Annotated in this window: 21 protein-coding genes; 13 read left to right on the top strand and 8 right to left on the bottom strand. The window is 61.9% G+C overall.

The window, feature by feature from the left end:
- The first annotated feature begins 127 nt into the window (after positions 1 to 127).
- Positions 128 to 1,036 carry a LysR family transcriptional regulator gene (locus AC1DPX_RS21735; RefSeq protein ID WP_477239482.1) on the top strand — a complete coding sequence of 303 codons (909 nt, stop codon included), beginning with the start codon at positions 128 to 130 and terminating at the stop codon, positions 1,034 to 1,036.
- A gap of 65 nt (positions 1,037 to 1,101) precedes the next feature.
- Here AC1DPX_RS21735 and AC1DPX_RS21730 read toward each other — a convergent pair whose 3' ends face one another.
- The 6 genes from AC1DPX_RS21730 to AC1DPX_RS21705 all read right to left on the bottom strand — a co-directional run bounded on the left by AC1DPX_RS21730 (position 1,102) and on the right by AC1DPX_RS21705 (position 5,521).
- On the bottom strand, positions 1,102 to 1,809 hold the full coding sequence (locus tag AC1DPX_RS21730; protein WP_477239480.1) for an NAD(P)H-dependent oxidoreductase: 708 nt from the start codon (positions 1,807 to 1,809) through the stop codon (positions 1,102 to 1,104).
- A 27-nt stretch (positions 1,810 to 1,836) separates the two neighbouring features.
- On the bottom strand, positions 1,837 to 2,313 hold the full coding sequence (locus tag AC1DPX_RS21725; RefSeq protein WP_477239478.1) for a DoxX family protein: 477 nt from the start codon (positions 2,311 to 2,313) through the stop codon (positions 1,837 to 1,839).
- A gap of 11 nt (positions 2,314 to 2,324) precedes the next feature.
- Positions 2,325 to 3,110, bottom strand: coding sequence for an HvfC/BufC family peptide modification chaperone (locus tag AC1DPX_RS21720; RefSeq protein ID WP_477239476.1), 786 nt, complete (start codon positions 3,108 to 3,110; stop codon positions 2,325 to 2,327).
- On the bottom strand, positions 3,097 to 4,128 hold the full coding sequence (gene bufB / locus AC1DPX_RS21715) for an MNIO family bufferin maturase (RefSeq protein WP_477239474.1): 1,032 nt from the start codon (positions 4,126 to 4,128) through the stop codon (positions 3,097 to 3,099). Before bufB ends, AC1DPX_RS21720 begins: the two co-directional genes overlap by 14 nt.
- 41 nt (positions 4,129 to 4,169) lie before the next feature.
- Positions 4,170 to 4,439, bottom strand: coding sequence for a BufA1 family periplasmic bufferin-type metallophore (locus tag AC1DPX_RS21710; RefSeq protein ID WP_477239472.1), 270 nt, complete (start codon positions 4,437 to 4,439; stop codon positions 4,170 to 4,172).
- A gap of 230 nt (positions 4,440 to 4,669) precedes the next feature.
- Positions 4,670 to 5,521, bottom strand: a complete 852-nt coding sequence (locus AC1DPX_RS21705; protein WP_477239470.1) for a patatin-like phospholipase family protein — start codon at positions 5,519 to 5,521, stop codon at positions 4,670 to 4,672.
- Between the two features lie 233 nt (positions 5,522 to 5,754).
- Between AC1DPX_RS21705 and AC1DPX_RS21700 the strand changes: the two genes are divergently transcribed.
- From AC1DPX_RS21700 to AC1DPX_RS21675, 6 genes are all read left to right on the top strand, one after another.
- Positions 5,755 to 6,030: a hypothetical protein gene (locus AC1DPX_RS21700; protein ID WP_202355695.1), complete on the top strand. Its 276-nt coding sequence runs from the start codon at positions 5,755 to 5,757 to the stop codon at positions 6,028 to 6,030.
- Positions 6,031 to 6,223: 193 nt separating this feature from the next.
- A complete protein-coding gene (locus AC1DPX_RS21695; RefSeq protein ID WP_027169812.1) occupies positions 6,224 to 6,499 on the top strand; it encodes a hypothetical protein in 276 nt (91 codons plus the stop codon).
- Positions 6,500 to 6,727: 228 nt separating this feature from the next.
- Positions 6,728 to 7,642 (top strand): LysR family transcriptional regulator, encoded by a 915-nt coding sequence (locus AC1DPX_RS21690; RefSeq protein ID WP_202355694.1) that lies wholly within the window; start codon positions 6,728 to 6,730, stop codon positions 7,640 to 7,642.
- A 188-nt stretch (positions 7,643 to 7,830) separates the two neighbouring features.
- Entirely contained in the window at positions 7,831 to 8,331 is a 501-nt protein-coding gene (locus AC1DPX_RS21685) for a cupin domain-containing protein (RefSeq protein WP_477239468.1), read from the top strand.
- Positions 8,332 to 8,423: 92 nt separating this feature from the next.
- On the top strand, positions 8,424 to 9,626 hold the full coding sequence (locus AC1DPX_RS21680) for an MFS transporter (RefSeq protein WP_202355692.1): 1,203 nt from the start codon (positions 8,424 to 8,426) through the stop codon (positions 9,624 to 9,626).
- A 43-nt stretch (positions 9,627 to 9,669) separates the two neighbouring features.
- Positions 9,670 to 10,134: a DUF302 domain-containing protein gene (locus AC1DPX_RS21675; RefSeq protein WP_202355691.1), complete on the top strand. Its 465-nt coding sequence runs from the start codon at positions 9,670 to 9,672 to the stop codon at positions 10,132 to 10,134.
- Positions 10,135 to 10,199: 65 nt separating this feature from the next.
- On the opposite strand, the gene AC1DPX_RS21670 is transcribed toward AC1DPX_RS21675, so the two are convergent.
- Positions 10,200 to 11,162 carry a LysR family transcriptional regulator gene (locus AC1DPX_RS21670; protein WP_477239466.1) on the bottom strand — a complete coding sequence of 321 codons (963 nt, stop codon included), beginning with the start codon at positions 11,160 to 11,162 and terminating at the stop codon, positions 10,200 to 10,202.
- 218 nt (positions 11,163 to 11,380) lie between these two features.
- Between AC1DPX_RS21670 and AC1DPX_RS21665 the strand changes: the two genes are divergently transcribed.
- The 5 genes from AC1DPX_RS21665 to AC1DPX_RS21645 all read left to right on the top strand — a co-directional run bounded on the left by AC1DPX_RS21665 (position 11,381) and on the right by AC1DPX_RS21645 (position 16,986).
- Entirely contained in the window at positions 11,381 to 12,163 is a 783-nt protein-coding gene (locus AC1DPX_RS21665; RefSeq protein WP_477239464.1) for a 3-hydroxybutyrate dehydrogenase, read from the top strand.
- 26 nt (positions 12,164 to 12,189) lie between these two features.
- Positions 12,190 to 13,347, top strand: coding sequence for a patatin-like phospholipase family protein (locus AC1DPX_RS21660; RefSeq protein ID WP_477239462.1), 1,158 nt, complete (start codon positions 12,190 to 12,192; stop codon positions 13,345 to 13,347).
- Positions 13,348 to 13,381: 34 nt separating this feature from the next.
- Entirely contained in the window at positions 13,382 to 14,776 is a 1,395-nt protein-coding gene (locus tag AC1DPX_RS21655; RefSeq protein ID WP_477239460.1) for an NAD(P)/FAD-dependent oxidoreductase, read from the top strand.
- Between the two features lie 18 nt (positions 14,777 to 14,794).
- Positions 14,795 to 16,141 carry a dihydrolipoyl dehydrogenase family protein gene (locus tag AC1DPX_RS21650; RefSeq protein WP_477239458.1) on the top strand — a complete coding sequence of 449 codons (1,347 nt, stop codon included), beginning with the start codon at positions 14,795 to 14,797 and terminating at the stop codon, positions 16,139 to 16,141.
- Between the two features lie 140 nt (positions 16,142 to 16,281).
- Complete coding sequence (locus AC1DPX_RS21645) at positions 16,282 to 16,986, top strand: peroxiredoxin-like family protein (RefSeq protein ID WP_477239457.1); 705 nt, start codon at positions 16,282 to 16,284, stop codon at positions 16,984 to 16,986.
- Here AC1DPX_RS21645 and AC1DPX_RS21640 read toward each other — a convergent pair.
- A complete protein-coding gene (locus AC1DPX_RS21640) occupies positions 16,970 to 17,875 on the bottom strand; it encodes a LysR substrate-binding domain-containing protein (protein ID WP_477239455.1) in 906 nt (301 codons plus the stop codon). The genes AC1DPX_RS21645 and AC1DPX_RS21640 overlap by 17 nt on opposite strands.
- A gap of 1,386 nt (positions 17,876 to 19,261) precedes the next feature.
- Between AC1DPX_RS21640 and AC1DPX_RS21635 the strand changes: the two genes are divergently transcribed.
- Positions 19,262 to 20,256 (top strand): VCBS domain-containing protein (locus tag AC1DPX_RS21635; RefSeq protein ID WP_477239453.1); only part of this gene is annotated, 995 nt, incomplete at its 3' end.

The following is a 20,256-nucleotide window of genomic DNA, read 5'->3' as shown; positions in this document are numbered from 1 at the left end:
GGCGACAAGCCTGCTCCCGCCGGGCCTCGCCATGGACAGCGGAGAAAGTTTACCTAAGGATAGGAGCCGTCGATAATGCTGATTTCTGATTGCGGCGATGCATGCCGGGCATCAGCGGGGATGTGTCATGGAAATGCACGAGATTCGCTACTTCCTGGCCGCCTGCCAGACCCTCAACTTCCGTCGCGCGGCCGACCTCGTGCACGTCACCCAGCCTGCGCTCACGCGCGCCATCCAGAAGCTTGAAGCGGAACTCGGCGGCCTCCTCTTCCATCGCGACAAGGGCCATGTCCAGCTCAGCGATTTCGGCTTGCTGATGCGCAGTCACCTCGACGAGATCGCGCAGCGCTCGGAGCACGCCAAGCGCACTGCCAGGAGCTTCCTGTCGCTCGAGACGGCGCCGGTGACGCTGGGCGTGATGTGCACCATCGGCCCGCTGCGCTTCATCGGTTTCCTCAACGCCTTTCGCGAACGCTATCCCGGCATCGAAGTGACCGTGATCGAGGGCGCCGCCGACCACCTCACTGATCTGCTGCTGAAGGGCAAGCTGGACATCGCGCTGCTGGCACGGCCAGAGCCCTTCGACCCCCGGCTGAAGGCTGAGCCCGTCTATATGGAACGCTTCGGCCTCGCCTTCTCGACCGGTCATCCTTTCGAGACCCGAAACACGCTTCAGCTGACGGATGTGCGCAGCGAGCCCTATCTGGAGCGCATCAATTGCGAGTACGGCAACCATATCGACGAACTCTGCAAGGATCTCGGCTTCGAGATAAGAAGCGCCTATCGCAGTGAGCGCGAGGACTGGATCCTGGCCATGGTCGCGGCCGGCATGGGCGTCTGCTTCATCGCGGAATTCTCGGCCAGCCAGCCCGGCGTCTGCCACCGGCTGGTCGTCGACCCCGAGATCGTGCGCGAAGTGTCGCTGGTGTCCGTCGCGGAGCGCTCGCCGTCGCCCGCTATCTCCGCATTCGTCAAGGCGGTCATGGAGTATGATTGGCGGATGGCGCCGGACGCCAAGGACCCACTCAGCCTTTAGACTAATCTCCTGCGGCTGTGGCCAGCGCGCGGTCCTCTGTCCTGGCGAACAGCGCCAGGCCTCTCTCATATCGATTTCAAGACATAGGTGTCGTCAAAGTCTGCGAGCTTCGGATAAGCAATCGTCGGGGCACGAACGAGGCCGAGGACGCGTTCGCGGTATCGAACGAGCCACTCCTGGCGCTCGCTGTCGCCAATGCGCGCTGGTGCATGCACGAGGAAGGGCTCGATCACGGTGAAGCCGACAAAGTAGAGCATCCCGTGGTTGATTGGGAACAGGATCTCCGCGATTGGCCCGTTTAGTCCGCGGCTCGAATAGATTGGAGGCGGGCCGCCAATTGTGACGGAACACATCGCGAGCTTCCCTGCGAAGACACCGCGATCATACCATTTGCCGCCGCCGTAGATGCGGCCACCCGACGCGAACACTCGGTCGACCCAGCCCTTGAGGATTGCCGGCAGCCCGAACCACCAGAGCGGAAACTGCAGGATCAAGGCGTCGCACCAGAAGAGTTTGTCCATCTCGGCCTGGATGTCCGGCGAGAACCCGTTATGGGCAGCCGCGTTCGCCTCCTCTGATTGCTGGTGGTAGTAGCTCGCGTCGCGCACCGTCGTGAAGTTGCGACGATCCGATACCGGATTGAAGCCCATGGCGTAGAGATCGGAGACAACGACCTCGTGTCCCGCCCCGGACAACGCCGCTTGCCCCGCGCGGGTCAGGGCGCCGTTGAAGCTGTTGGGCTCGGGGTGGGCGTGAACGATGAAGATGCGCACCGGGCTTTTTCCACTGGGTCGAAATGCTCATTTTCCAGACGCCGTGAGAGCCCGCGCCGCGACGTAGTCGAGCGAGAGCACACCGGCGCCCCGTGTCAGCACGAGAAGCAGCAAAGACACCCACAGCAGGTGCTCCGCCCAGTTCTCGGGATAGACAAAGATCTGGATGACAGAGACGACGCCGAGCAGCATCAGGGCCGCGAGACGTGAGAACAATCCGAGGAAGATCAGGACCGAGCCGGTAAGTTCTGCGGCCGTTGCGAGCGGCGCCGCGATCGACGGATCGATGAACGGCAGATTGTATTCATTGGCGAAGAGCTGCAGCGTCACCGGCCAGGATGCCAGCTTCGACTGTGCGGATTGCCAGAAGACACGGGCGACCGCGACACGGACCGCGAGCTGAACCAGCGAAAATGGAATGCGCTCTGGCAGCTGCATGATACGCCGGTAGAAGCCGACGAAGCCGGCGGGGCTGGTCGAGGAATGATCTGAAAATGCGGTCATGATTGTCTCCATCAGTTCGAGCGGGGATGTGCGGCGATGCGCAGGTTTGTGACGAGCCCGTCATCGAACAGGCGCATGAGTGCGGCCACGAGATCGAACGCCGGATCGAGGGCGAGGGCACGGCTTGTTGCGTGCTCCAGCCCAAGACCGTGCTTCAGGGAATGCCGCAAGGCGAAGTTCGCGCGATCGAGCAGAACCAGCCGGACGCTGTCGCCCGCACGCCACAACGCCACGCGTTCGGGTCGCCTCGTCCAGGCGCTGTGCTGGTCGATGACTGCGTCCTGCTGATGCGCTGTCCACACCGACAGGATCGACCAGTGCGAGACAATCAATCGCAGCGAAGGCTGCAACAGGACATCGGGCGATGGCCCCAGATCGGTATTGTCGAATTCCGCCAGGGTCCGAGGCGGTAGCGAGGCCGCGTCGAGTGCCTCGGCAATGGCCCATTCGAGCCGCGCCGTTTCGGCGACGATAGGCATATCGGTAAGCGTGTCGATCGTTTTCAGGAAGCGCGGGAAGCCGGCGCCGTAGCGCGCCAGCCGCGACTCCACCGGCGGATGACGTCGAATGAACTCGCTCGCCACGAAACGGAAGAAGCGTTCGTCGACCAGGCGCACGGTGACGGGAAACACCGCCATCAGAACCGCGGTGAGCGAACTGCGGGTGTTGTTCTGGTAGATGCGCAGGCGCGCCAGCGGATCGGCCTTGCCGGCGGTCAGAATTTTCGCCGTGGCCAAAGGCTCAATGGCCAGCACCGAGCGCGCCATGGTGGTCTGCAGGTGTTCAAGCGGCAGCATGATATCCTCCCTGTATTGGTGGCAATGCCAACGGCACGGCCGGTCCGGCCCTGGCGACGGCAAATGCCGCAAGCACCGGCATGCCTGTCCTCGCCTCGGCTTCGATGGAAACGAGTGTGGACTGTGGCTGGGGTTTGGCCGCCGCCGTCTGTCTCGCGGTCCGCTTGCGGTCGAACATGATCGAAGCGCTGAGCATGTCGGCCCACATGGCTTCGCCAAGCAGCACATCGAGAACGGGGACATCGGTGTCCCATTCGATCAGGGTAGGGCGCGGCCCGAGCCGGCCTATGGCATGCTGGTAGAGGCTCCAGACGACCGGCGGCACACGCGAGCCATGATCGTCGATGAGCACGGTGTCGGCCCCAACCCGGTTGAGCGCATGCCCGGCGAGATGGATCTCGCCGATGGCATCGGCCGGCAGCGCATCGATGAAGGCCTTGGCGTCATATTGCAGATTATGCGCCGAGACCTGGACATTGTTGACGTCCAGCAGCAGACCGCAGCCCGTCCGCACCACCAGTTCGCTCAGGAACTCGGCCTCGTTCATCGACGAGTCGGTAAAGGCGACATAGGCGGACAGATTCTCGATAAGCACCTGGCGCTTCAGCCTGTCCTGGACGGTCGCGACATTGCGCGCCACGATCGCCAGCGCCTCTTCGTCATAGCGCAGCGGCAAGAGATCGTTGAGGTAGGCGCCGTCGGCGACGCTCCAGGCAAGATGCTCGGAAACGAGATCGGGCTGGAAGCGCTCGCAGACTCTGCGCAGCCGCTCCAGATGATCGCGATCCACTCCTCGCGCGCTGCCCAGCGACAGGCCGACACCGTGCACCGACAGCGGATAGGTCTGGCGCAACCGTTCCAGCGCTTCGACGCCGGCGCCGTCTCCCATGTAATTCTCGGCATGAACCTCGAGCCAGCCAGCGGAAGGCCTTCGGGTCAGCATTTCACCGATGTGTGGGGAGCGAAGACCGATGCCCGCCGATGCGGGAATCGCGAGGGGTTGAAACGCACGGGGCATCGGTCGGCTCCTTTCAAGGGGTGGCTGGAAGTCCGGATGGTTCAGGCTTTCGGCTTGTCGCTGCCGCCGGCGATCTTGGCGCAGCTGCCGGCGGGCACGTAGAGCCAGGAATCCGGCTGGTTGTCGGCGGTGGCGGTGCCGGCACAGGAATGCGTCGCCGTCTGACAGTCATTCTGGCCGGCTTTGACCACGCCGTAGCATTTCTCGAACGAGAAACTGGGCTTGGCGGCGGGGCCGCTATAGGCCGCCGTGGCGGCGAGCGAAGTGGCGGCCGCGAGGGCCGATCCGATAAGGGTCCTGGTGTTGATCACGGTCGTGTCTCCTGTTTGCGTTTCGAGGGAAAGACTGGCCTTGCGACCTGTCTGCAAGCAGTGTCCCCGATCCGGATGGCGAGCTGAAATGCTGTCTCGGCATGGATTTGATACGCGGCCACTATGTTGAAGAGGCCGCACGCAAAAAGCCCTCCGGCGGGGGCACCGGAGGGCTTGGCGCTTGCGTTCGGAGTCTGCGAAGCAGGCGCGGCTAGGCGGGAAGGAGGCGCCTAGATGTATCGGTTCTTGCCGTCGGCGGCCGAGCATTCGTCTGCGACGGAGTGCTCGGCGAAAAGCCAGTCCCCGGCACGTTCGCGTCCCCGGTCACGCATGTCGGTCAGCTCACCCCAGTCGGTCCAGGGCCTCGTGAACAGGGCCGCGCCGGCACGGTGTTGGCTGTCGAAGATGGCATGGGTTGGGGCGCACTTCATCGCACAAGGAGTGGCGGCGGGGCGACGATCCGCGCACGGCGTCATGAACAGTGCCGGCTTGCCGGTGACCAGCAGTCGATGGCTGGTATCCGACGGCAGGGCCAGCGAAGCCGAAAGGTCGCCGTCGCCCCAATAGGTTTCGCCGTCGATCTCGACGGCCGGGAAGAGGAACGGGATCGTGGCGGCCGCCAGGATCGCGTCGATCGACACCTGATCGCCGGCGAAGATCTTCACCGCATCGGTGCGGGCATTGGAGGCCAGGATGCTCAGTTGCAGCGGGCGGCTCTTGCTGCGGATCACCGCAATATCGATCGACTGCTCCAGGATCGATCGCAGCGGATTTGCCGCATCGGCGGTAAACATCGATGCATGGCTGACGCGTCGCCAGAAGTTGGCGAGCGCGGTCCGCGCGCCGCGCCGGCCGCCCAGCGCCAGGCCATAGGCCAGAACCGCGGCCTCCATCGCGCCGAAGCCGGACGCGGTGATATTGCCGATGGAAAGGCTGGGTTCGTCAAGCAAGCGGTCGAGGACGCCCCAGACGAAGGCGCCGTGCGCGTCGCTGGCCAGGACAATGTCCACGACCTGCCGGTCATCCACTGCAGGTCTTGCAATGACGGCTTGGTCGGTCTCGGTTCCGGTCTGGATATGCATTTTCAGTCTCCATCCCAAAACGCCAGGCTGGGCGTTTGATTGAAAGACTGCCGCAACTTCTTCTGTCGACGAAATGCCAAGGTGGCATGAACTCCATAGGCAGATTGCATTGGCTGCAATCGCGCGCGCGTCGCACGATTCTGCCAGCCAGGCGAACCAACGTGGTTGGTCGCCCTGACCAGGCCCCGCGACTGTCGTGTGGGCGATTGTTCAACAGCTAAAGGGAGCGGGTCATGAAAATACGAACCTTGTATCTGGGGGCTATTGCTCTCGGTGTTCTTGCGGGAGGCGCGTCCGCCGATCCCCTCAGCGACCTGGCATCTTTCCCGTCGTTCTACAAAGATGCCGGGATGAAGACGATGAAGCCGATGGCTGAGTTCAAGAAGGCGTGGCGTGCCACGCCAAAGCGAGATCGGCACGCAATGAAGAAGGCTTGCAACGACCCGGCGATGAGCAAGGCCCATGCGCCGTTCTGCGCAAACGTGCTGGCGCTGGGTGGCGCCAACTAGCCGCAAGTCCAGGCCATCAACGTCTGGATGCAGAACCGGCATAAACTCCATACGCAGATGGCATTGGCAAGTTGGCGGCCGGTTGCAGCAAAGTCCATCTCGGCAAGGAGGAACCACAGAGGTTTAAATTGCTGCCGATCATTACCGCGGTCGTCGATGGGACGATTGCTCAACTCCAGAGAAGGATCCTACCATGAATATCAAAGCTATCTGCCTCGGCGCTTTTGCACTTTCCGTCTTGAGCGGCGTTTCGTTCGCCGGCGCGCTCGACGAACCGTCCAACATGCAGCCCTTCTTCACCGACGCCAGCATGAAGACGATGAAGCCCAAGGCCGAGTTCAAGGCCGCCTGGGACGCAATGGCGAAGGACAAGCAGGGCGCGATGATGAAGGAATGCCAGGATGCGGCGATGAGCAAGCCGCACGCCGAATTCTGCGCCAACCTGCAGGCGCTCGGCGGCGCCAACTAAGCTGTTCCGGCCGTCCCGGGCAACATCGGGACCATGATGATGGCGAGCAGCTTGCTCGCCATCATCATTTCGGCGAAGTCCCACGCCCACACAAACCCGCTACGCGCGATTGTCGTCCCATGACGGACCGCTATCGACTTTATAGCGGCAGTGCATTGGCGCCGGGACAAGCTTTGCTGCACGCTCCGAAGCTACGAAGGCCTCGTTTGCAATTCGGGACAAATCGGCATGGACATTCATCACATCCGCTACTTCCTGGCCGTGTGCGAGACGCGAAACTTCACGCGCGCCGGCGAAAAGTGCAACGTCACTCAGCCGGCGCTGTCGCGCGCTATCCAGCAGCTCGAGGAGGAGGTCGGCGGCCTGCTGTTTCGCCGCGAACGAAACCTGACACACCTGACCGACCTGGGCGCGCTGCTGCGCCCCCGGTTTCAGCAGATCCTCGACGAACTGACCGGAGTGCGGCAGGAGGCATCGAGATTCCTGTGCTTGGAAAATGCCAACCTCAAGGTTGGCGTCATGTGCACCATCGGTCCGCGCCGCTTCACCGGCCTGCTGGCCGATTTCAACAGGCGCCAGCAAGGCATCCAGTTGCAGCTGGTGGAAGGTGTGCCCGCCTCGCTTTCGCAACTGCTCGAATCCGGTGAAATCGACGTCGCCATTATGGCGTCAAGCGACAGTTTTCCGGAACGGTTCGATGTCACGCCGCTCTATCGCGAGCGCTTCGTCCTGGCCTTTCCAAACGGCCATAGGCTGGCCCGCAACGACAATGTCGCCATCTCCGAACTCGACGGCGAGAATTACCTGAGGCGGCTGAACTGCGAGTATCGCGATCATCTCGCAGGTCTGTGCAACGACCGTGGCGTCAAGCTCAGGATCTCCTATGCAAGCGAGCGTGAGGACTGGATCCAGAACATGGTTTCAGGAGGTCTCGGGATTTGCTTCATCCCCGAGTTCAGCGCTGTGATCCCGGGCTTGCAGGTCCGGCCTGTCATCGATCCGGAGGTCTGGCGGGAAGTGTCTCTGGTGGTCGTGGCGGGGCGCAGATTCTCGCCGGCGGCATCTGCCTTCGTCAACAGCGTCAAGGCGCATGGCTGGCCGGAGAGTGCCCTGGCTCAAGCAATCCGCAAGACCGCGGCCTGAATAAAAATCAAATAAACTCCTGCGTTGCGCGACAGAATCTCGCGCGCACTTTCGCGCGTCGTGATGTCCCACCATAGTTTTCAGGTATCGATTTAAGAGCCAGTCAGCATTTCTCTTTCTTCGAGGCTGCCGTCACTCTCCTCCCATGCCCCGCCTGTGCGATTGGGCACTGACAAAGGAGAAATAACATGGCTTCCAAGACTATTGCATCGCGGGCGTCGCTGAATCTGGCGCTGACACTCGGACTGCTTACCGCGACCGCTGCGTTGTCCGTGGCCCCGGCTTTTGCCGGCGACTGCCCTGCCGGCCAGGCGGCCACGACAGACATCCAGGAGCATCCCAGCAAGCCGGTCGGCGTTGTCGACACGGTTCTCTCGGCGATCGATCTGAGCAGCAAGGGCGACGCCTGGAAAGGCAACATGCTGCGCCTGCGCAAGCTCGTCGTTCAGCCCGGCGGCGTCGTTCCGTGGCATGAGCACAATGTCCGCCCCGCCAATATCCTGATCGTCGAGGGCTCGATCACCGAATACCGCAGCACCTGCAAGGTCGGCATCGAACATACGGCCGGCGACGTGACGGCCGAATTCGGCCAACTCGCCCATTGGTGGAAGAACAACGGCAAGGTTCCGGCCGTGCTTTATTCCGCCGACGTTCTGCCGCCTGCGATGCACGACGATCACATGATGTGAACGTCGTTCTCGAGCGATCTTTTCATGACCGGCATCTGAAAGCGCGTCCTCGGGTGATCGCCCGGGGACGTGCGCAACGGGAGCTTCCTGCCATGACGACAAGCGAACACACTGGACCAGCGCGGCTTCGCATGGTTGCCGCGGACAGCTGGCGGTTCGGCCTGATAGCGCTGATCGCGTTTCTGACGCTTGTCGATCTGTTCGCCACCCAGGCCATCCTGCCTTCGCTGGTGATCAAATTCGGCGTCAGTCGAGCGACCACGGGCTTCGCCGTCAATGCCAGCACGTTCGGCATGGCGGTGGCCGGCATTGCCGTGGCTCTTTTCGGGCGCGGTATCGATCGCCGCAATGGCATCTGGATCAGCCTTGCGGTGCTGGCGATACCGACAACGCTTTTGTCGCTCACCAACAGCATCGTGATCTTTGCCCTGCTGCGCGTCGTCCAGGGCTTGTGCATGTCGACCGCGTTCACCCTGACAATGGCCTATCTCGCCGAGCATTTTTCCGCGCGGCAGACGACCGGCGCACTTGCGGCCTATGTGACCGGCAACGTCGCCAGCAATTTCTTCGGACGGCTGATGTCGGCCGCCGTCGCCGACACGTTTGGCATATCCACCAACTTCCTGACATTCGCCGCTCTCAATCTGATCGGCGCGGCCCTTGTCTGGCTCACCCTGCAGAAGACATCGGCAATGATGCGCGCTGACGCCAGGAGCGAGCCGGCCCGCACCGCCTGGAAAGGGCCCTTGATGAACATCGAGCTGCGTGCCTGTTTCACCATCGGCTTTCTGATACTCTTCGTCTTCATCGGCACCTTCACTTATGTGAACTTCCAGCTCGTCGCCGCGCCGCTTTCGCTGTCGCCGATGGCGCTCGGACTGGTGTATTTCGTCTTCCTGCCCTCCATGCTGACCACCCCGCTCGCCGGGCGGGTTGCCGCGAGGCTCGGGCCAAGGATCGGGATCGGGGCAACACTTGCGTTGGCCATCCTGGGTTTGCTCCTGCTTCTGGCGAGCAGCCTGCCGGTGGTGCTTTCAGGAATGGCGCTGGTCGCCATCGGCACCTTCCTGGCGCAGGCAATCGCCACCGGGCATGTCAGCCGGACCGCGTCGCACGATCGCGCCGCCGCGAGCGGCATCTATCTCGCCTCCTACTATGCGGGCGGGCTCGCCGGCAGCTTTGTCATCGGACAGGTCTACGACCGGATCGGCTGGACCGCATGTGTGGCCGTGCTCGCCGCGGTCCTGGCTTGCGCCATCGCGGTGGCGCGCGTGCTGCAAACGCCAAAGACCTGAGATTTGAAGACCAAACCAGGCAAATCCAACAAAGGAGACTGACATGAACAGCTACGTGAAGACCATGATTGCCGGCGCCGCCGTGCTGATGGCCGTCGTCGTCCCGGCGGCCGCTTCGGATGGTGTCGTCACCGTAAAGAGCGACTACTCCGTCGCGGAGACCGTCGCCCGCATCAAGAAGGATGTCTTCAAGAAGGGCATCAAGTTCTTCGGCGTCATCGACCAGGCAAAGCTCGGCAAGGACGCTGGCAACGACGTGAAGCCGTCGCGGCTGGTGATGTTCGGCAATCCGGCGCTCGGCACGACCTTCATCACCTCCAATCCCGAGGCCGGTCTCGACTGGCCCGTCCGCGTCCTGGTCTACCAGACCGCGGATGGAACGGTTTATGCCGCCTACAGTGATTTTGCCTGGATCGCCAAGCGGCATGGCATCACCGACCGCGAGGCCCAGTTCAAGATGGCGACCGAAGTCATCCAGTCCGTGACCTCGACGATCAAAAAGAACTGAGTGCGGATGAGGTGAAGGAGATCCGCCGCCCGTGCATGCGAGGCAGCCTGCCTCACGCGACGAGGCTACTCGGCCGCGGATAACGCCTTCGCCCGTTCGCCGAACCACCGCTTCTGCGTGGCCTCGCGCACCAGGGCGCCAACCGCCGGCGAATGCCGGCGGCCACGCACGGTGACGAGATTGACCTCGCGCCAGAATTCCGGGTCGGTGATCGGCAAGGGCACCACGCCCGGGTGCTTGGCGGTATGTTCGGGCATGAAACCGAAGCCAAGCCCGGCGGCGATCATCGCCAGCGTCCAGTCGTCACGATCGCTCCAGTAGACCGGGCTGACGGTGACGCCCTGTTCGGCGAGGATGGCATCGGCATAGCCGGCAAATTCACAATTGTTGCGGTGTATGTAGCTTTCATTGCTCATGTCTTTCACTTGCACGCTACGCTGGTTGGCGAGGCGGTGGGTCAGATGGACGGCCATCACCATCTGCTCGCGGAAAAGCGGCAATGAGTGCACTTCTTCGTCGGGTATGTTCGACGGCAATGCGTAGATAGCGGCTTCGAGATCACCCTCCAGAAGTCGTCGGCGCAAGCTCGGCGCGTCGGCATCGCAAAGATGCAGCTCTACGCCCGGGTGATGGGTGCGGACGGACGAGATGAGCTCGATGATCTCATCCGGTGCGATCGTGCTCATGATGCCAACCCTGAGCGGCGTCTTTTTCAGATGCACATACTGCTCGGCAATCTGCTTTGCCTGGCGCGAGTTCTCGAAAACACCCTCGAGATAGGTCTCGACCAAGCGCCCCAGCTCGGTCAGGTGGGTGAAGCGCCGCTCGCGGTGGAAAAGCGCCCCGCCAAATTCATCTTCGAGCAGCTTGATTGCGCGCGACAGCGCCGGCTGCGTGACGTTGCACTGCTCGGCAGCCCTGGTGAAATTCAGCTCCTTGGCAACGGCCAAGAAATATCTGACCTGGCTGATCTCCACGGCAACTCCCTCAACGGGCGAGCATACGGCACGGCCCGTGTTGCGGCCCAATCTTACTAGCTGCCCCAACGTCAAACAACCCGGCCTGCAGGTCTACATCGCCGTCGCATCGGTCAGACCGTCGGCTATCGAATCCATGTCTCAACGGCATTTCCGCTGCTTCGGGCTGCTCGCCATACTTGATCAGGATTTCTGACCTGGGCGCGCAAACCCGTTGCCCGCAGCGGATGCAGAGTGGTTCTGCCGGACTTCAACACAAGGAAACGACGATGCTCAGAGGAAAGACGGCGCTGATAACAGGCTCGACCAGCGGCATCGGCCAAGGCATTGCCGAAGCCTTCGCGGCCAGGGGTTGCAACATCGTTCTCAACGGCTTCGGCGATGCCGAAGAGATCGAACGGCTGCGGGCGAGGCTGGCCGCCGACAACGAGGTGATCGTTCATTACGACAATGCGGACATGAGCAAGGGCGGCGCGATCACCGCCATGATGGACAAGGCCATCGCCGAGTTCGGGGCCATCGACATCCTGGTCAACAATGCCGGCATCCAGCATGTGGCGCCGATCGACGAGTTCCCGATCGAGAAGTGGGAGGCCGTCGTGGCGATCGATCTGATGTCGTCGTTCTACACGATCCGGCGCGCCCTGCAGGCGATGAAGCAGCGCAAATGGGGCCGCATCATCAATGTCGCCTCGGCCCACGCCCTCGTCGCCTCGCCATACAAATCCGCCTATGTCGCCGCCAAGCACGGCGTCGCCGGCCTGACCAAGACGGTGGCACTGGAAGTGGCAGAGCAGGGGATCACGGTCAACGCGGTCTGCCCCGGATATGTGCTCACCCCGCTGGTGGAAAAGCAGATACCGGACACGGCCAGGGCGCGCGGGATCACCGAACAGCAGGTGATCAAGGATGTGCTCCTGGCCGCACAGCCGACCAAGCAGTTCGTGACGGTCGAGCAGGTTGCGTCGCTCTGCCTGTTCCTGGCCTCGGACGATGCGGCCTCGATCACCGGCGCCATCATGCCGATCGAAGGCGGCTGGACCGCCCACTGAAACCGGCAAGGAGGAACGCAAACGCCATGAACAAGATCTCTCGAAATCCCTCGACGTCGGAACCCGTGCCTGAGGCCGTCCTAATGGCCGACGGTTCGGCCAAGCGACAGACCGTATTGGTGCTGCAGGGCGGAGGCGCCCTCGGCGCCTATCAGGCGGGCGTCTACCAGGCCCTCGTCGAGGGCGGGGTCGAACCCGACTGGGTCATCGGCACGTCGATCGGCGCCATCAACGCGGCACTGATCGCCGGAAATGAACCGCAGGACCGCCTGCCGAGGCTGCGCGAGTTCTGGGACGGCGTCAGCCGCAGCAGCCCGCTCGACGAGTTCTTCCGGATGATGGTTCCGAGCAACATCTTTGCCAATATGGGCACGGTGATGCGCGGCATACCGGGGTTCTTCGAACCGAACCCAAGCGCCATGTTCGGGGTCAATCGCGAAGTGGGTGTGGAGAATGCCTCCTACTACACCACGGATCCTCTCAGGCGGACCCTGGAAAACCTGATCGATTTCGATTGCCTCAACCAGCGCCATACGCGGCTGACGGTCGGTGCGGTCAACGTCAACACCAGCGAGCTCAAGTATTTCGATAGCAGCCTTATGCCGTTGTCGGCGGCGCACATCATGGCGTCGGGCGCCTTGCCGCCGGCCTTCCCGGCAGTCTGCATCGACGGCGAGCCCTACTGGGATGGCGGCATCTATTCGAACACGCCCATCGAGGTGGTGCTGGACGAGCGTCCGCGGCGCGACGCGCTGATCTTTGCCGTCAACATGTGGCAGCCGCGCGCGACGGAGCCGAAATCTATCTGGCAGGTCATGGGACGGCAGAAGGATCTCCAATACGCCAGCCGCGGCCGAAGCCACGTTGCCCGCCAGGAGCAACTGCATCGCCTGCGCCACGTCGTGCGCGAAATGGGAAAGCTGGTTCCCGAGGAACGTCGTGATGATCCGATGTTCAGGGAACTCGCATCCTACGGCTGTCCCTCTGTCATGCATCTCGTTCGGCTGCTTTCGCCACGCCTGGATGGCGAGGACCACACCAAGGACATCGACTTCACGCGCGCCGGAATCAGAACGCGCTGGCAGGCGGGATACGAACATGGCCAGCGCGTGCTCTCGGAAAAGCCGTGGGAGTGCGAGGTCGACATGCTGCAAGGCATCGTGATCCACGAATCGCAGGAATGACGGTCCAACGCCTCGGAAACGATGGAGAATATCGATGCAGATCATCACGCCCGGCATGCGGCTCGTCCCCGAGGCGGTGCTTGCCAACGACGCGGCTCTTTTCCGCGCCATTCCAGAGACGCCTTCCCATGCGGACACGTCGCTGCATCGCGTGGTCATCGTCGGCGGCGGCGCGGGCGGGCTGGGACTGGCGGCGCGTCTCGGCCGCAAGTTCGGCAAGCGGCGGCTTTCCGTCACGCTCGTCGACCGCAACCGCACCCATATCTGGAAGCCGTTGCTGCATGAGGTGGCATCCGGCGCGCTGAACGCATCGCATGACGCTGTCGAGTACATCGCCCATGCCAGCCGGCACGGCTACCGGTACCGCATTGGCGAGGTCGTCGGAATCGACCGTGCCAAACGCCAGGTCTTTGTTGCGCCCAGCTTCGACGATGACGGCCGGCAGGTTATCCCACCGCGCGTGCTGGGCTACGAAACGCTGGTCATGGCTGTCGGCAGCGTCAGCAACGATTTCGGCACGGCGGGCGCCGCGCGCCACGCCATTTCGCTCGATACGGCGGAGCAGGCCGCCCGTTTCAACAAACGCATGATAGACGCGTGCCTGCGTGCCAACGCTCAATATGAGCAGCTTTCGCCCGGCCAGCTCCATTGCGTCATCGTCGGCGCCGGGGCCACCGGCGTGGAACTGGCCGCGGAACTGCACAAATCGATGCGTGAGATTGCATCGCACAATCTCGACAACATCGACTTCGAGAGACTGATCCGCATCACCATCGTTGAAGCGGGGCCACGGATCCTTCCGGCCCTGCCGGAGCACATCGCGCGGGCTTCCGCACGTTTGCTCGTCAAGCTCGGCGTCCAGATACGGTGCGGCATCAGAGTCAGCGAGGTGAGGGAAGACGGCATCAGGCTCGGTGGGAAACTGTTCGTGCCGGCGGAGCTCGTCGTCTGGGCGGCCGGGATCAAGGCGCCGGATTTCCTGAAAGGGCTCGATGGTCTTCAGACAGATCGCATCAACCGCCTGATGGTGGACGAGACCTTGCGGGCTGTCGGAGACGAGAATGTGTTCGCGATCGGGGATTGCGCGAACTGCGTCCTGCCGGGTCATGACAACGCCCTGCCGCCGCGCGCCCAGACAGCTCACCAGCAGGCCGATCATCTGGTGAGGGTGGTTGCCGCGCGTCTCGCGGGACAGGCCGTGCCGGCATTCCGCTACCGTGACTATGGTTCGCTTGTCTCGCTGGCCGACTACGGTGCGTTCGGCAGCCTGATAGGCGGGCTGAAGATCGAAGGCCTGCTTGCAAGGGTCGTCTATCGCTCGCTCCACAAGATGCATCTCAGGGCTGTGCATGGCCTTGCCAGGACCGCTCTGGCTGCGATCGGCGAGACGATAGCCAGGCGCGCCAGGCCTCGGATCAAGCTTCACTAGCACGGCGGAGGCGGTGCGATGGAAAAGTATGATGTGGTGATCCTTGGCGGCGGCAATGCCGGAATGGGGGCGACGGTGGCGACGCGTGCTGCAGGTCTCTCCGTCGCCATGATCGAAGCCCGCGACCTCGGCGGCACATGCCCCAACCGCGGCTGCACGCCAAAGAAAGTGCTCGTCGCCGCGTCCCATGCGCTGGATGAGATCGAACGAGCCGATAAGCATGCGATCACTGTCGGTGCGCCGAGGCTTGACTGGCGAGCCCTGATTGAACGGGAAAAGGACATTATCAGGGACATTCCGTCCCGGCTGTCGCGATTGATGGCCAGACGTGGCGTCGACGTTATCTTCGGCGAGGCCGCCTTCATTGGCGGCAACGCCATCCGTGTCGATGGACGAAAACTGGAGGCGAGGAACATCGTCATCGCTACCGGTTCGAAGCCGCGCTCGCTGCCTATCCCGGGCGCCGAGCATTTGACGACCTCGGACGATGTTCTAGGCGACCCGGAGCTGCCCGGAGCTGTTGTCTTCATTGGCGGCGGTGTCATCGCTTTCGAACTGGGCCAGGTCTATGCGCGCGCCGGTGTTGATGTGACCACTCTGGAGGCGCTGCCGCATCTGCTGGCGGCATTCGATGCCGATGCCGTCGCTCGGATCCTTGGCGAAAGCAAACGAATAGGCATGCATGTCCGCACCTTGGCCTGGGTCAGGACGATCGAGAAGATCGACGGACGGTTGCGCGTCGCCTTTGTCGCCGATGGCGCGGAATGCACCGTGGACGCGGACAGAGTTGTGAATTGCGCCGGACGCGTGGCCAATGTCGAGCGGCTCGATCTTGGCGCCGGCGTCATCGTGCATCGTGAAGGCCRCATCGAGATCGACGATCATCTGCGCTCGCGGTCGAACCCTGACGTCTATGTCTGCGGCGACGCGGTGTGGAATTCTCCGCAGCTTTCACCTGTCGCGACTTACGAGGGTGGTATCGTTGGCCGCAATATCGTCGACGGACCGAGACACCGGCCAACCTATGGCCAGATACCATCCGCGCTCTACAAAGTCCCCGCCTTGGCCGGCGTCGGGCTGACCGAGGCCAAGGCGAAGGAGCAAGGGTTTGGCGTAAAGGTCCATGTCAACGACATGCGTGGCTGGCTGTCCGCGAGGACCTATGGCGAGACAGTGTCGTGGTCGAAGATCATCGTCGAGGAGACCACCGACAGGATCGTTGGCGCTCACATCGTGGGTCATGTCGGGGAAGAGCTGATCCATCTGTTCGCACTTGCCATGAAACACGGCATCACGGCATCGCAATTATCCGACACGGTCTACGGCTTCCCGACCTTCTCGTCGGATATCAGGAACATGATGTAACGAACCGAGACGAGGCTGCGAACAGAATACGAACCCGGCACCTTCCGATGCATCTTGGGCATCGAAACGATGCAAGGAAAGCATAGCCCTCACCGAGGGGCTTCAATGGTAGGGTGCACGCAGTCCATGAAAGTGCAGAAATGGCCGCCGACGACGAGGCAATGACATTTGAACAGTCCGTCCAGGCTGCCATTGAACTCGATGCGTCCCTGAACGAGCGGCTGGCGGTGATTGCCGCGGCGGTGCGCCGCTTGAACGCGGATTTCGCCGACGCGGTGGACCGTCTTGTGGGACGATTGGAACAACAGGGGGCTGGAGCTATGGCGCCGGTTCCTGGCGATGTCATGCCCGGGTTCCTGCTGCCTGACGACGAGGGCAGACTGGTTAGCTTGGCTGAGATCCTTCTACAAGGCCCCGCTGTCGTCACCTTTCAGCGCGGGCATTGGTGCCCCTATTGCCGCTTGAATGCGATTGGCATCGTCGAGGCTCAGCAGGAGATTGCAGCGCTGGGCGGCCAGGTCGTCGCGATCATGCCCGAGCGACGCAGATTCGCGAAGGCGATGAAGGCTGCGGTCGGGGCCACGTTCCCCTTCCTGACGGATATGGACAATGGCTACGCCCTGTCCCTCAACCTTGCGATCTGGATCGGGGCCGAGATGGAGCGGTTGATGGGTGTTGCCTATGATCTTCCAAACTACCAGGGCAATGCCAGTTGGTTCCTGCCGATCCCCGCTACCTTCATAGTTGGAACCGACGGGATCATCACGGATCGTTTCGTCGATCCCGACTACCGTCGGCGGATGGACATCGACGACCTGATCGCGGCGCTCAAGCGGGCTCGCTGACGCCGAAAGAAGACCAGTCGGTCGACCGCAGCAGGTTGAGCAGCGTCGTGGCCACGGGCGAGCGATGTCGGCCGGCGACCGCGTAGACGGCGACGACCCGAGAGATATCGACGTCCCGCAGCTTGAGCCTGCGGATATTCGGCGTCCGTGGCGCCGTCACGGAGACGAAGCCCACACCGGCGTTGGCCTCCAGCAATGCCAGCAGATCGTGGTCCGTTTCGACTTCATGGGCGGTGCGAGGCGTCAGGCCCTTCGCGGCGAGGCAGCGGGACAGTTCCTCGCTGGTTTCCCAATCGATCCGGCTGAGCACGGGCTCCCCGACCAGCTGGCTCAGTGCGACATCTGCCTCGTTGCGACGGGCAAGCGGATGATCCGAATTGACGACGAGTTCAATGCCCTCCTGGAAAAGCGGCCATGTGTCGAGCCGGTCCCAGGCCTGGCCCAGGGGCCCGGCAACGGCGAGCTCGACCTCGCCGCTCTTGAGGGCCTCGACGACAGCGGTCGGCGAGCCCCGGTTGATCTTGAGATGCACCCCGGGATAGGCCCGGAAAAGCTCCGTAAAGGGCGACACCAGAAGCGCAATGTTGACACTGTTGGAAATCGTGACGTTAAGAGGCGCCACGTCGCTGCTTTGCACGGCCTTGGCGAGTGACTTGGCGGAAGTGGCGGCATCGTAGCATTGCTGCAGCAGGGGAAGCATGCGCCGACCGAGTTCGGTAAGGTGCGAATGCTGGCGCTCGCGCCGGAGGAGTTCGCCTCCCAACTCCTCCTCCAGCGTCTTGATGGCACGCGTGAGCGCAGGTTGGGTAACGTTGCACTCTTCGGCTGCTCTGGTGAAATTAAGCGTGCTGGACAGGGCCAGGAAATAGCGGACCTGCTGCATCTCCATGAATTTTCGCCCCCTCAGCGAAATGATCTATCAGCGACTTCGCATGTTTGCAGGCTAGCGCATTGCAGCCGCTTCGGCAAAGCGTGGCAACGTCAATGGCGCTGAACGCTATGCAGCATGGCTAGTCAAGGTCTGCTTTGGGCCAGATCAAGTCGATGATCGCGAAGGGTCGAAAGAAGCGCTCCCGGCTTGATGTCATGAGTAAGCGCACGAATGATCCGCAATCGACATAATGCGTCGTCAGCGCCTTCGTGAACTCCGCGATCATCCGATCGGGTGCGACATGAGAATCCTCTTGCTGGGGTTATTAGCGAGCAACGTCGGGTTGCCTCTCGATCCTTCCCTCCGGTGAAATGCGCGATCACTTGCCCTTGAAGGAACGGAGGCGGTCGAGCTAGATGGCTTGTCGTCGTGATGAGTGGACCATGGTCCTCCGTTTCAGATCGACCTTGTCGTTGGTTCGTTTTGACGGGCGGTTCTTGCGCCGATGGACGTCACGAGAAATTCTCCAACGAAATCAAAAGCGTAGCTATTTGACGGCCCGCAGGTCGGTAGTATTCGGGCTCAAAAACATTTTCTTAAGTAAATTCAATGCGTTAACAGAGCCGTGAACAATCGAGTGGGAATGAAGGATGGAAACGCGGCGGTAGCGTAGTTTCGGTGACGACTTTCGCTATCGAAAATTGTTTTCGTGTCCGTATCTCACTTTCGCTGAACTCGCCTTCTCCATATCAGATCAGGCAAGCCCGATCTGCACCCATGGCTCTTATGAATCAAAGACCTCTCAAAACAAAGACCTCTCAAAAAGAGAGAGGCACAGCGTAGAACGGTGTGCCCAAAGGCGGATCTGTTCCGCGCCTCGTCATCCTTGGAGCGATGTCCGTGGGTAAGAGCATGAAACTTCCGGGCGCAGGCGGGTTCTCATCACGCTCCTCCACGTTCCACCCCGCCAGGCTTGTATCCGGCGTGCGCTCGATCGATCTCCGCCGCCCGATCCGGGCGGCTGTGGCCCCTATGTTCAACTATTAACTGTTCCGCCAAGTTGGATGTTGACCCTTCCCCGTAAGAAGAGTTAATAATCTCCTAATATAAGGGGCATCTAAAGTTCGTGGCCAATAACCACGAGTTGGACGATGTAATTTGGGTAGGGAACGCAGCGCGACGACCAGTGTCGTCGGGCCGACCAGCATCGAGCCAATATCCGTCCGGGAATAGCCAGCTTAGGCGGCTGTTCTAAGCGCGGCGGTGTGTCTGGATGACGGCGACAATTCATTACCTGCCCGGATTCGCACGACTGTTCTTCGGCTGGAAGCAGCCGGCCGTTCAGTACTGTCAATGAAGCAGATGGTTGGGCATCTGTTTTTATACAAATAAGGGGGGTTGAAAATGGCTACTCAGGTCACCGGTGCCGGCGGCACAACGACGTCGTTCTCCAATACACCGCAGGCGAAGGATGACATTTTCAACCTCACCGAGGATACGGTCGTCCTCGCTTCAGGTTCGCAAACCATCATAGTTCTCGATGTGATGGCCAACGATCAGGGTGGAAACGCAAAGTCCCTCTTCTCGGTGGACGACGGGGTTTCCGCACCGACGGCCACGAAACAATACGCGCCGATCGACCTGACGACTCAGGATGTTCTGGTGACTGGCGTCTCCGCTTGGGAAAGCATCGGCGGCGGGGTTTCCATCCGCATCAACAACGGCAAGGTCGAGATGGACCTTAGTGGGTATCTGGCGGCGCATGGCTTCTCGAGCCTGCAGGCCATGGGCGCGGGCGATCAGATCAACGAAACCTTCACCTATGCGATCAAGCTCGGCGGCGGAACGCTGAGCTGGGCCAGCGTTTCGGTCAACATTCAAGGTACCAATGACGGCGCGATCATAACCGCCGTTCCCGGCGCCGACCTGACTGTGGTGGAGGCCGGCGGCGTCGCCAATGGCACGCTGAATGACCCTAACGCGCACGGACAGCTGATCATCACCGACCCCGATGTCGGCCAGAATCATTTCCAGGCTCCCCCCAGCCTGCAGGGCACCTATGGCACCTTCGCCTTCGACACGACAACTGGCGTGTGGGCCTATACGCTCAACCAGACTCTCGCCGACCCGCTGACCCAAGGCCAGCATGTAACCGACACTCTGACGGTAAAATCTGCGGACGGAAGCGCGAGCTACAATATCGTCGTCAATATTACTGGCACCAATGATGCGGCGGTTCTCTCCTCCGCATCGGTCAACCTGACGGAAGCCAATACCGCAGCGGCGATCAGCACTTCCGGCACGCTGACCATCTCCGATGTCGACAGTCCTGCGACCTTCGTCGCTCAGGCCGCAACCGCCGGGACCTACGGCACCTTTGCCATCAATGCGGCCGGTGC

The sequence above is a fragment of the Mesorhizobium sp. 01N446 genome (genome assembly GCF_056399285.1).
The sequence above is the reverse complement of the archived record's forward strand: the minus strand, read 5'-3'. Positions and strand labels throughout refer to the sequence as shown.

Bases quoted from the DNA above. Each gene is read 5' to 3' on its own strand.
- AC1DPX_RS21695 (WP_027169812.1), top strand. From the start codon at position 6,224: ATGAATATCAAAGCTATCTGCCTCGGCGCTTTTGCACTTTCCGTCTTG.
- AC1DPX_RS21685 (WP_477239468.1), top strand. From the start codon at position 7,831: ATGGCTTCCAAGACTATTGCATCGCGGGCGTCGCTGAATCTGGCGCTG.
- AC1DPX_RS21675 (WP_202355691.1), top strand. From the start codon at position 9,670: ATGAACAGCTACGTGAAGACCATGATTGCCGGCGCCGCCGTGCTGATG.
- AC1DPX_RS21680 (WP_202355692.1), top strand. From the start codon at position 8,424: ATGACGACAAGCGAACACACTGGACCAGCGCGGCTTCGCATGGTTGCC.
- AC1DPX_RS21655 (WP_477239460.1), top strand. From the start codon at position 13,382: ATGCAGATCATCACGCCCGGCATGCGGCTCGTCCCCGAGGCGGTGCTT.
- AC1DPX_RS21690 (WP_202355694.1), top strand. From the start codon at position 6,728: ATGGACATTCATCACATCCGCTACTTCCTGGCCGTGTGCGAGACGCGA.
- AC1DPX_RS21645 (WP_477239457.1), top strand. From the start codon at position 16,282: ATGGCCGCCGACGACGAGGCAATGACATTTGAACAGTCCGTCCAGGCT.
- AC1DPX_RS21735 (WP_477239482.1), top strand. From the start codon at position 128: ATGGAAATGCACGAGATTCGCTACTTCCTGGCCGCCTGCCAGACCCTC.
- AC1DPX_RS21640 (WP_477239455.1), bottom strand. From the start codon at position 17,875: ATGGAGATGCAGCAGGTCCGCTATTTCCTGGCCCTGTCCAGCACGCTT.
- AC1DPX_RS21705 (WP_477239470.1), bottom strand. From the start codon at position 5,521: ATGCATATCCAGACCGGAACCGAGACCGACCAAGCCGTCATTGCAAGA.
- AC1DPX_RS21665 (WP_477239464.1), top strand. From the start codon at position 11,381: ATGCTCAGAGGAAAGACGGCGCTGATAACAGGCTCGACCAGCGGCATC.
- bufB (WP_477239474.1), bottom strand. From the start codon at position 4,128: ATGCCCCGTGCGTTTCAACCCCTCGCGATTCCCGCATCGGCGGGCATC.
- AC1DPX_RS21720 (WP_477239476.1), bottom strand. From the start codon at position 3,110: ATGCTGCCGCTTGAACACCTGCAGACCACCATGGCGCGCTCGGTGCTG.
- AC1DPX_RS21725 (WP_477239478.1), bottom strand. From the start codon at position 2,313: ATGACCGCATTTTCAGATCATTCCTCGACCAGCCCCGCCGGCTTCGTC.
- AC1DPX_RS21700 (WP_202355695.1), top strand. From the start codon at position 5,755: ATGAAAATACGAACCTTGTATCTGGGGGCTATTGCTCTCGGTGTTCTT.
- AC1DPX_RS21660 (WP_477239462.1), top strand. From the start codon at position 12,190: ATGAACAAGATCTCTCGAAATCCCTCGACGTCGGAACCCGTGCCTGAG.